The 10,533-nt window shown below is 27.7% G+C and carries 7 protein-coding genes, 1 other RNA gene and 1 pseudogene; 5 read left to right on the top strand and 4 right to left on the bottom strand.

All coding sequences use genetic code 4. From position 1 onward, the window contains the following. A pseudogene (locus CJJ23_RS05020) lies at positions 1–204 on the top strand (type I restriction-modification system subunit M); the annotation flags it as partial. A gap of 22 nt (positions 205–226) precedes the next feature. Then, positions 227–3,463, top strand: a complete 3,237-nt coding sequence (locus CJJ23_RS02245) for a type I restriction endonuclease subunit R (RefSeq protein ID WP_095334751.1) — start codon at positions 227–229, stop codon at positions 3,461–3,463. Positions 3,464–3,486: 23 nt separating this feature from the next. On the opposite strand, the gene aspS is transcribed toward CJJ23_RS02245, so the two are convergent. The 3 genes from aspS to CJJ23_RS02230 are packed head-to-tail and all read right to left on the bottom strand — an operon-like array spanning position 3,487 to position 7,292. Continuing rightward, positions 3,487–5,190, bottom strand: a complete 1,704-nt coding sequence (gene aspS / locus CJJ23_RS02240) for an aspartate--tRNA ligase (protein ID WP_095334750.1) — start codon at positions 5,188–5,190, stop codon at positions 3,487–3,489. Next, positions 5,177–6,439 (bottom strand): histidine--tRNA ligase, encoded by a 1,263-nt coding sequence (hisS, locus tag CJJ23_RS02235; protein ID WP_095334749.1) that lies wholly within the window; start codon positions 6,437–6,439, stop codon positions 5,177–5,179. Before hisS ends, aspS begins: the two co-directional genes overlap by 14 nt. 10 nt (positions 6,440–6,449) lie before the next feature. After that, complete coding sequence (locus tag CJJ23_RS02230; protein WP_095334748.1) at positions 6,450–7,292, bottom strand: hypothetical protein; 843 nt, start codon at positions 7,290–7,292, stop codon at positions 6,450–6,452. A 100-nt stretch (positions 7,293–7,392) separates the two neighbouring features. Between CJJ23_RS02230 and CJJ23_RS02225 the strand changes: the two genes are divergently transcribed. From CJJ23_RS02225 to CJJ23_RS02215, 3 genes are read left to right on the top strand one after another with little or no spacing between them, the layout of a single operon-like run. After that, on the top strand, positions 7,393–8,478 hold the full coding sequence (locus tag CJJ23_RS02225) for a nicotinate-nucleotide adenylyltransferase (protein ID WP_095334747.1): 1,086 nt from the start codon (positions 7,393–7,395) through the stop codon (positions 8,476–8,478). Beyond that, positions 8,471–9,136 carry a hypothetical protein gene (locus CJJ23_RS02220; RefSeq protein ID WP_084232817.1) on the top strand — a complete coding sequence of 222 codons (666 nt, stop codon included), beginning with the start codon at positions 8,471–8,473 and terminating at the stop codon, positions 9,134–9,136. Before CJJ23_RS02225 ends, CJJ23_RS02220 begins: the two co-directional genes overlap by 8 nt. Then, complete coding sequence (locus tag CJJ23_RS02215; protein ID WP_095334746.1) at positions 9,136–9,843, top strand: pseudouridine synthase; 708 nt, start codon at positions 9,136–9,138, stop codon at positions 9,841–9,843. The genes CJJ23_RS02220 and CJJ23_RS02215 overlap by 1 nt, the downstream gene beginning before the upstream one ends. 77 nt (positions 9,844–9,920) lie before the next feature. On the opposite strand, the gene ssrA is transcribed toward CJJ23_RS02215, so the two are convergent. Then, positions 9,921–10,321: a transfer-messenger RNA gene (gene ssrA / locus CJJ23_RS02210) on the bottom strand. Positions 10,322–10,533 lie beyond the last annotated feature (212 nt).

The raw sequence follows: 10,533 nt of genomic DNA, 5'->3' as shown, positions 1-10,533 counted from the left end.
CATTTTTCAAGACTTGTAAATATTCAAGAGATACAAGAAAAAAATTACAACCTAGCAGTTAATACATATGTAGCAAAACATGATAATCGTGAAGTTGTAGATATTACAAAATTAAATAGCGAAATTAATGTGATTGTTAAAAATGCAAATCACTTAAGAGAATCTATTGATAACATTATTAACGAGATTGAAACTCGTGAATAATACTAAGTATTTGTAGGCAATTATGGAAAAAAATAAGTATAAAACAATATTAAAGACAGAAGGTTGAACCCTAGCTACAGAATATAAGATAAATGAAAATGTTAAATACATATCTTCAGAAATTTCAGAACATGACCTAGAAGAAGAGTTTGTTAGAAAATTAAGAAGACAAGGCATTCGCTATGATCCATCTCTTACAACAGAAGAAAAGCTTATAAAAAATTTAAGAAAACAAATTCAAAAGCTAAACAAATATATTTTTTCAGATACTGATTGAGATAAATTTCTTAGCGAGTACTTAAGTAAAGATGAAGAAAACTTTAAAGAAAAAACCTGAAAAATTCAAGAAAATTCTACATATAGCTTTAGAAAAGAAAATGGTGAACTTGTTCAAATAAAATTAATTGAAAAAGATGAAGATAAGTTAAGTGAAAACGAATTAGAAGTTGTTAGACAATTTATATCAGGTGATAACAGGTTTGATGTCACTATTTTAGTTAATGGATTACCCCTTGTTCATATAGAACTGAAAAAACCAACAGTTGATATTAAAAAGGCCTTTAATCAAATTGATGAATATCGAAATAAAGCTTTTTTTAACGGTAGTAAGTTATTTCAGTATGTACAAATTTATGTAATTTCTAACGGTAATGAAACAAAGTACTATTCAACAACTACTAGACAAAGTTCAATAAAAGAGAACAACCCAAAGTATGCAGAACAGGATAAAGTAAAAAAAGATGACTTGCTTTATAAAAAAACAAGTCACTCTTTTGATTTCACAAATTATTGAGCTGATTCAAAAAACAATAATATTTTAAATTTATTTGATTTTACAGAAACATTTTTTGAGAAAAATTCGCTTTTGAAATTGATTACAAAATATTCTGTTTTTACAGTTGATCAAAAATTATTAGTAATGAGACCGTATCAAATTCAAGCAACAGAAGAAATTCTTCATAAGATTGAATATGCCAAAAATAATGCACTAAAGCCAAAGGATTCGGGAGGATACATCTGACATACAACTGGCTCAGGAAAAACATTAACTTCATTTAAAACTGCAATACTAGCTTCAAAAAAATCTTTTATTGATAAGGTTATTTTTGTTGTTGATAGAAAGGACTTAGATTTTCAGACATTAACGGAATACAATAAATTTCAAGAAGGTGCTGTAAGTGGAACCATTGATACAAGATCATTAACAAAAAGACTTGAAGCAAGAGATCCTCAAGAAAAAGTCATAATTACAACCATACAAAAACTTAATAACTTTGTTAAAAATAACAAAACTCATGCTGTATATAGTAAAAATGTAGTCTTCATTTTTGATGAAGCTCATCGTTCTCAATTTGGAGAAATGCACAAAAATATAACGAAAAGTTTTAAAAATTATTACTTGTTCGGGTTCACAGGAACACCTATTTTTGCTCAAAATTCTGATTCAAATATCATAGCGGACGAAGTTGATACAAAATATATGACTTCTGAAACAACTGAATCAGTTTTTGGAAAACCATTACACATATATACTATAGGAAATGCAATTGATGATAAAAATGTCTTACCATTTAAGGTCTCTTATACTGAGACAGCAAAGCCCGTTTATGAAGGTAATGAAAAGGCAAGTCATGTAATATATGAAGATAATTGTGAAGAAAATTCAAGGTCGTGAAAAATTACTGAATATATCTTAAAGAACTTTGCTGACATGACAGGTAGAAAAGATAAGAATTCATATTTAATTAATATGGTCACAAATATTGAAGAAGTTATTAGAATATCTGAAAAAAATCGCAAACAAGCTCTTTTAAATAAAAAGCCTATCACTATAAAAGAAAAAACAGAGCAAATTAGTGTTAGCGGTTTTAATTCAATTTTTGCAGTTTCATCAATTGAAGATGCTAGATGTTATTACAATCTTTTTAAAATTCAACAACAAGGACTTGATGAATCAGAAAAAATAAAAGTAGCCATGATTTATAGTTATTCTCCAAATGAAGATATTGAAGATGAAAATAACTCAAATGTAGATGGACTTTCTGACAGTAATCGTAGGGCATTGGATGATGCTATTTGAGACTATAATATTATGTTTGGTACCGACTATAGCACAAAACCTGAGCATTTTGAGTTGTATTACAAAGACTTAAGTGCAAGAGTGAAAAATCGACAAGTTGACCTATTAATAGTAGTTAATATGTTTTTGACAGGTTTTGATGCACCAACTCTGAATACATTATGAATTGATAAAAATGTTAAAATGCACGGTCTAATTCAAGCCTTTTCTAGAACAAACAGAATTTTTGATGTTACTAAAGAGTTTGGTAACATTGTTGCTTTTAGAAACATTGAAAAAGATGTTGAAAATGCTATAAAAACGTTTGGCAATATGGATTCAATTGAGAATGCAAAAAATCTAGTCTTATTAAAATCTTTTGATGAATATTACTATGGTTATGAAGACTTTAAGGGTTACAAATTTTTAGTTAGTGAGTTAAAAAGACAATATAAACCTGATGAACCTATCACTTTAGAACATAAAGAAAGATTAGAAGATTTCATTAATCTTTTTAACACAATCATGAAAACTAATAATAAACTAAGAGCATATCCTGATGAATTTAGAAATAAGAAACTTTTAAGTGAAGAAGAATTTAATAATTATAAAAGAATTTATCTTGATGCTTATCATCAATTTAAGGATTCAATAAGACGTGATCCTAATAATTGAGAATTAAGAGATCAAATCGATATAGCTTGAGAAATTTCCTTAATCAAAGAAGTAGCATACAGAATAGAAGATATAAATATGTTGCTTGGTAAAAGCATAAATGAAAATTTCGATAAGAAAAAAATATTAGATTTTATCAATAGTGCTATTTCATCATCTCCGTATTTAAGAACAAAAAAAGAATTATTAAACGATTTTATAAAGTGGCTTAATGTTGATAAACTTATAGAAAAAATAAAAGATAGAGATCCAGAAGAATATATTGGTGAAGAATTAACTGGCTACGTTAAAAAAGAAAGACTAGATTCTATAAAAGGACTAATTCAAAAATATAAAGGACATCTAAAAGAAGAAGAAACTATGGAATTTATGAGAGATGCTTTTGATAGAGGCGAAATAGAATTTATTGGAGAAGACCGTTTTAAATTGATGGAAATTGATGATATTTTCAATCATGATGAAAAATTGTGAACAGAAATTAAAATCGACCTAGAAGATCATTTCGAGAAGTATTCAATCAATTAAAAAATCAGCATCAACGCTGATTTTTATTTTGTTTTAATTTCTAAAAATACTTCATCAAGTTGTTCTTGAGTAACTTCTGAAGGAGAACCTGTAAGTAAATCTTGAGCTTTTGAATTTTTTGGAAAGGCAATTACATCTCTAATACTTTCACTTTTAGTTGCTACCATGATCATTCTTTCTAAACCGAAGGCAATTCCACAATGTGGTGGTAAACCATATTTAAATGAATTTATAAAAAAACCAAATTGGTTTTCGACCTGTTCATCTGTTAAACCGATTTTTTCAAAGATTTTTCTTTGAATATCATAGCTATAAATACGTTCACTACCACCAGCTGCTTCAAAACCGTTTAAAACTAGATCATAGGCTCTAGCTCTAGTTTTAACAAAATCTAGTTCACCATTGACTAATGTATCTTTATCATACATTGTAAAAGCATGATGAGCAGGTCCATAAGAATCTGTTTTTTCGTCATATTCGAATAAAGGTCAATTAACTATTCAAGCAAATTTATATTCTTCATCTGAACTTAATTTAAATAATAAATTAAGTTCATTTCTAATAGCACCTAGTGCTTGATGAGTTTTATCATAATTATCTTCAGCCACTATTAAAAAACATTTAGTTCTTGTTTGATAATGCTTAACAATTCTATTAACTGATTCAAGATCTTTTTTAGCAAAGTTAGTGTCTGTTAGTTCACCATTTTCAACATTAAAATATCAAAGGATGTTAGCACCATTTTTCTTAACTACTTGTTCTAAAAATTTATGATCCTTTTTAGTAATTAAATGATCACTAGCAATTAATTTAATATTTTGTTTTTTACTAATGATGTCAAATTCAGAATTAGTAAAAAACATACCTGCATCTTCAATTAAATATTGAAAGCGTAAATCAGGTTTATCTGAACCATAATATTTAATTGCATGATCATAATCCATTCTTTGAAAAGGAATTTTGATATCAATCCCTACTGCTTTAAAACCTGCTTGCACAGTTTCTTCAACAATGGCTTGTAAGATTTCAGGGCTTTGAAATGACATTTCAATATCAAGTTGACTGAATTCAGGTTGGCGATCCTTGCGCCCATCTTCATCTCTAAAAACACGTGCAACTTGATAATATTTTTCAAAACCAGAACTCATTAAAAGTTGTTTAAAGAGTTGTGGACTTTGAGGAAGAGAATAAAAATGACCTGCTTTTCTAGTTGCAACTAAGAAGTCACGAGCACCTTCTGGTGTTGACTTAGCTAGAATTGGAGTTTCGATTTCGATGAAACCTTTTTCTTCTAATTTATTGCGCATTGCCTTGATCATATGAAAGCGCTTAGTAATAATTTCATGTGTTTTAGGTTTTCTAAGTTCTAAATAACGATACTTACCTGATAGTTCCTCTTTAACATGATTATTGTCATCAATAACAAAAGGAAGTTCTTGTGCATAGTTTAATACTTCTAATTTAGAAGCAATAATTTCGAATTTTCCAGTTGCAATTTTTTCATTAATATCTTTACGATTTTTTAAAACACCAATAACTTTGATAACACTTTCATTAGAAATCTTTTGTTCTAAATCGTTAACAACAATTTGAATAATTCCACTTTCATCACGCAAATCAATAAAAGTTAATTTTCCAAAATTACGGTGTTGCTGTACTCACCCATAAACTTCAATTTCTTTTTCGAGAAACGATTCATTAATTTCTCCGTTATTAATTTTCTTCATTTTTTTCCTTTAATAATAATTCTAATTGCTGATCTAAATTATGATTTTCAATTTCATAAATTAATTTTGTTTGAGTATTTTTTAAGACAAATCTACTTAATTTTTCTTCGTAAAAAATTAAGTAAGATGCTTCCTTAATTTTCTTATTTTTGAAAGCCTTTTTATGCTCAATTATCTTTTCGACAATTTCAAAATCAACATCTCTAAATACTAATTTTGAACGCATCATAATTAGATCTCAATACTCTTTATCAGTTGTTGCATAAGCAACAATTTTTAATTTTTTAGACTCTTCAAAATTAATAATTTCAAGTAGCCTTTCTAGTCCAAAAGCAAAGCCAACTCCAGGTATATCTTGACCACCAATTTCTTTTAATAAATTGTTATATGAGCCACCACCTAAAATAACTTTTTGTGCTCCTAATTGATCTGACTTATCAATAAATTCAAAAACTAAATCTTGATAATAATCAAAACCTCTAACTAGTTTTTGATTGACTTCAATTTCAATATTTTGATTTAAATTAGTTTTCAAAATATTTAAAATATCTTCTAGTTTTTGTTTTGATTCATGACTTAAATAATCAAATAAAATTGGAGCATTTTTAACAAAATCTTTTTGTGCTTCAATTTTATCATCAAGAATTCTTAAAGCATTTTTTTCTAGTCTTGCTAATGATACTTCTTCTAGTTGATCAACATAATTTTGAAAGTATCTTTTAAGTTCGTTATTATATTTTTGTCTTTCATCAAAAGAACCCAATCAATTAATTTGGACTTTGTAATTAGTTATATTTAATGAATTTAAAAAGTCGATAGCAATTAAAATAACTTCTGCAAAATACTTAGAATCAGCATTTGTAAGTCATTCTATTCCACCTTGAAAAAACTGCCGAAAACGCCCTTTTTGGGGTCTTTCATAGCGAAACATAGGACCAAAATAAAACCCACGGAAAGGTATTTCATAATTATTTTCAGCAATTGCTCTTAAAACACTTGCTGTACCTTCAGGTCTTAATGCAAGCTCTCGATTTGCTTTATCTTTAAATTCGTAAAGTTCCTTTTTTACAATGTCACTTAATTCACCAGTTGCTCTTTTGAATAAATCACTTGTTTCAAAAATGGGAGTTTCAATATAATTAAAATTATATTTGTTCATTGTTTCAAAAAATTTACTACGAATTAATTCAAGTTTTTTTGCCTTAATTTCATAAAAATCTTGAACACCTTTTGCTCGTGTATATTTCATTTTTTAATCCTTAAATAAGCGCAAATAAAACTACTGCACCAATAATGAAAACTGCTAAAAAGGCTGTAGCAATTAAAAAGTTTCTTGAATAGAATTTATATCTACTTTTAAATTTATATGCAGGGTTAATTGCTTCATAAAAATAAAACTCTCTAAAAAATAAAACACGAAAATTTAGAAAATCTTGTTCAGAAAAAATGTCTGGAAAAACATCTAAAACTTCAGTAGATTTTAAGCTAGTAATTTTATTAATTGCTTCCTGATTTGAAAATGCAAAAGCAACATTTTTAGGATTTCATCATTTACCAAAATAAGTTTTAATTCAGACATTTTTATAAGCTAAAATTCTGTTTGTTCTTAGCAAAATATATAAGCTAAAAGCTATTCCAAAAAGTAGTACAACAGTTGCAATTAAAATGAAAGGCACATTGTTATTTGTAGATGAAATTAAGGTGTGTCTAGATGAAGCAAAAACAAAAGTTACTCCAGCAATAATTAATACCAAAAATGCTAAAGAGACAATAAAAAGATACTGTAAAAAATTCTTTTTACTTAAAGTTTTTTTATAAGGTTTTTTTTCTTGACTAGATGAATTAAGAGAGAGGATACGTTGTGTCATTCTGAATAGTTGTGCTTTAGCACGAGGGTCACTTTGATTATAAGTGTCATAAAATTCTTCTTTAGAACCTCAGTTACTAATACGTGCTTTTTCAGGTTTTTTGTAGTTAACTTCAAAATCAGGACTACGGACTCACTCTTCACGACTGATAAAATTCTCGTCTCTAATAATCGATAACTTGTGATCGATTTCTCTTAGTTCATCTGCTAAATTTCTTTTATTACTTTTCGCCATTGTTGTTTAATATTATAAAGGCTTTAAAGATAATTTTATGATAAAATTATAAAAGCATTTTATAACAATCGATTCAAAAAATAAACTAAGTTAGGAACAGGTGAATGTGAGTAAGATAATTCTTTACGGGGGAAGTTTTGATCCGATCCATCAGGGTCACTTAAAAATTGCTGATTATGCAAAAAAATTTATTGCTAGTGATTGCTTCATTTGAGTACCTACTAATACAAACCCTTTTAAAAAGGGTACTAAAATTTCATCTTCAAAAGACCGTGTGAAAATGCTTGAACTTGCAATTCCTAGTGAAGATGAGATTTCTGATTTTGAAGTTAAAAGACAAACTATCAGTTACACTAAAGATACAATTGCTTATTTTAAAAGTAAATATCCTAATGATGAACTTTACTTTTTAATCGGCAGTGATTTATTATCAAAGTTACATAAATGAGAGGGCATTGACTGAATTAGTGCTAATGTCAAAATTTTAGTTGCTAAGCGTACTAAAACTTTTTCTAAAATGAATGCTAAAAAATATCGTGCTTTAATTATGGATAATCCGATTTTAGAATTTTCTTCAACTGATGTTAAGTATGGTCGCTATGATTTAGTCCCTGAAGAAGTTAAAAAATATTATGCAGCTAATTATTTATATCTAGATTCAAATATTAAAAAGAATTTAACTATTCATCGTTCAAAACATTGTTTTGCAACTGCAGAATTGGCAGGAGAATATGCTAAACTAAATGGTATAGATTTTAAAAAGGCTTATTATGCAGGTATGATTCACGATATCACTAAAGAGTGAAGGGATGAACAACACCTAAGATTACTTAAAAAGTATTATCCTAATCAGCATTTTGAAAAACATCAATATCATCAACATAGTGCATCTTTATGATTTAAACATGTTTATAAAAATGATGATGAAGAGATTTTTCAAGCCTTAGCAAATCATACAACAATGGAAATCAAGCCTTTATCAGTTTTAGATAAAATTATCTATGTTGCCGATAAATTGGCTTACGGGCGCAAGTGAGAAGGTATTCAAAGTGTACGTAAACTTGCTCTTGACAATTTAGAACTAGGTTTCAAAGCACTTTTAGAGAAAAATCTTGAATTTTTAAAAGAAAAAGGTGCTTTAACTGACAAAGTCAGAGAAAATTATATGGAGATGATAAATGGCTAAAAAAAGAATTCACTTAATTGTTGCTGATAAAAATGAAGTAGATATTATTGTTAATTCAGGCTTTAAAAATACTAAAACAGTCGATACAAACTTAAGGAAATACTACTTATTGGAAAATAAGGACTTAGAAATTATTTTAGGTTGATCAAAAATTGGTTTAGTTAATGCAGCAATTACAATGCAAGATATGATTAATACTTTTAAACCCAAAATTATTTACAATTTTGGGGCAGTAGGTTCACTAAATAAGGATGATTTGTTTAAAACTTTCATCATTAGTGATGCTTATTATTCAGATGTTGATACACCTTGATATTTACCAGGACAACTTCCTGGCGAACCTCAATCTTTTAAATTATTTACTAATTTTAAAAATGTTGCCAAGATGGACAAACGTAAAATTGCTTCAGCAAATTCATTTATTTATGAATATGAAAAAGCTTTTTATATTAAAAATGTTTTAACAACTGATCTTTACGACATGGAAACTGCGGCTTTAGCTCATACAGCAATTCAGAATAAAATTGCTTTCAGTTCTTTTAAAAGTGTTTCTGATATTGTTGATCTATCAGGTAATAAAGATATTGCTGAAATCAACCGTAACATTCAAATTGCAGGCGATAACGCCTTCAAATTATTAATTAAAAGTGCTATTTAATGAAGATTAGAATTAATAAGTATTTAGCAACTTTAGGTTATGCAAGTAGGCGTGAAATTGAACGCTGAATTAGTGAAGGTTTAATCACGGTTAATGGTAAAGTAGCACAGTTAGGCATGCTAGTTGATGATCAAGATCATATTAAAGTTAATAACAAATTAGTAGTTACTAAAACAGTTAATAAGGTTTATTTAATTTTAAATAAACCACCTAAAGTGATCTCTGCAGTTAAAGATGATCGTAATCGTGTTTGTGTAACTCATTTAATTAACAGTAAGTACAAAGTCTATCCAGTTGGTAGACTAGATTATGATGCTCGTGGTTTAATTTTATTAACTAATGATGGTGATTTAGCTCATTGCATGATGCATCCTTCTTTTGAAGTAAAACGTGTTTATCATGTTTTACTTGCTGAAGAATTAAGTGTTGAAGACTTAACTTTTTTAAATTCTAATCAAGTAAAAATAGATCATCAACAATCTTTACAAAAAGTGTTTAGAATTGCTCCTAAACTTTATGAAGTAGAAATTTCTCAAGGCAAATATCATCATGTTAAACGCTTATTTGAAGCAGTTAATAAAAAGGTTAAAGAACTAGAACGAGTTGCTTATGGCAATTTAACTTTAGAAAATTTAGCACTAGGTAAATCACGTAATTTGACTAAAGATGAACTTGAAGAATTAAAGAATTTGTGTATTAAGAAATAGATTTATTTCTTAATTTTTTTATTTAGAAAATAAAAAAAATCTCTTTAATAAAAAAGAGATTAGGTCTAATTTAGTCATGGTGGAGATGCGGGGAGTCGAACCCCGGTCCAACCATTTTAAGGTCTTACTATGTCTACAGTTTAGTTACTGATTTAATACTTAAATAAACACTATCAATAACAAAAGTAATTTATTTAAGAAGCCTAAATTTAAAATTAATAAGCGGACTTAATTATTAATTCGAGATTCAAAGACTGCAGATTATTTAAATGAATCTTTTAAATAACTGACTAGTTGCTAATAACTAAGCAAAAGCTAGGTTTGATTGGTATTGACTTGATTGAGCGATCATTAGGTCGTTGTATTCGAAGTCTTCTTGTTTTTCGTTTCCGTTTGCTGAAACGCCTAGAAGCAATTATAGTCTGCCACACTACTGCAATAATAAGTTTAAAATAGTTGTCGAAACCATTACACCCCCATGATTTCTATTATATAAATTAATTAACTAGTTTTTGAAATATTGTCTTAATAAGTATTTTTTAATTTAGTTTGTAAATTGAAAAAATAAAAGGCATCTTTGTTTTTTAATAGAGTTAACTTGTTAAAGAATTATTCTGAATTTTTTTCTCACAATAGAAAGGAAAAAACGGCTTTTTTGCAAAATTTTAATTTTTTAAAAATCATCTTTTT

The sequence above is a fragment of the Mycoplasmopsis agassizii genome (assembly GCF_002276225.1).
In the GTDB taxonomy this organism is placed as follows: Bacteria; Bacillota_I; Bacilli_A; order Mycoplasmatales; family Metamycoplasmataceae; genus Mycoplasmopsis_B; species Mycoplasmopsis_B agassizii_A.
Note: the sequence above shows the minus strand (reverse complement) of the source record. Positions and strands in the feature narration are given on the sequence as shown.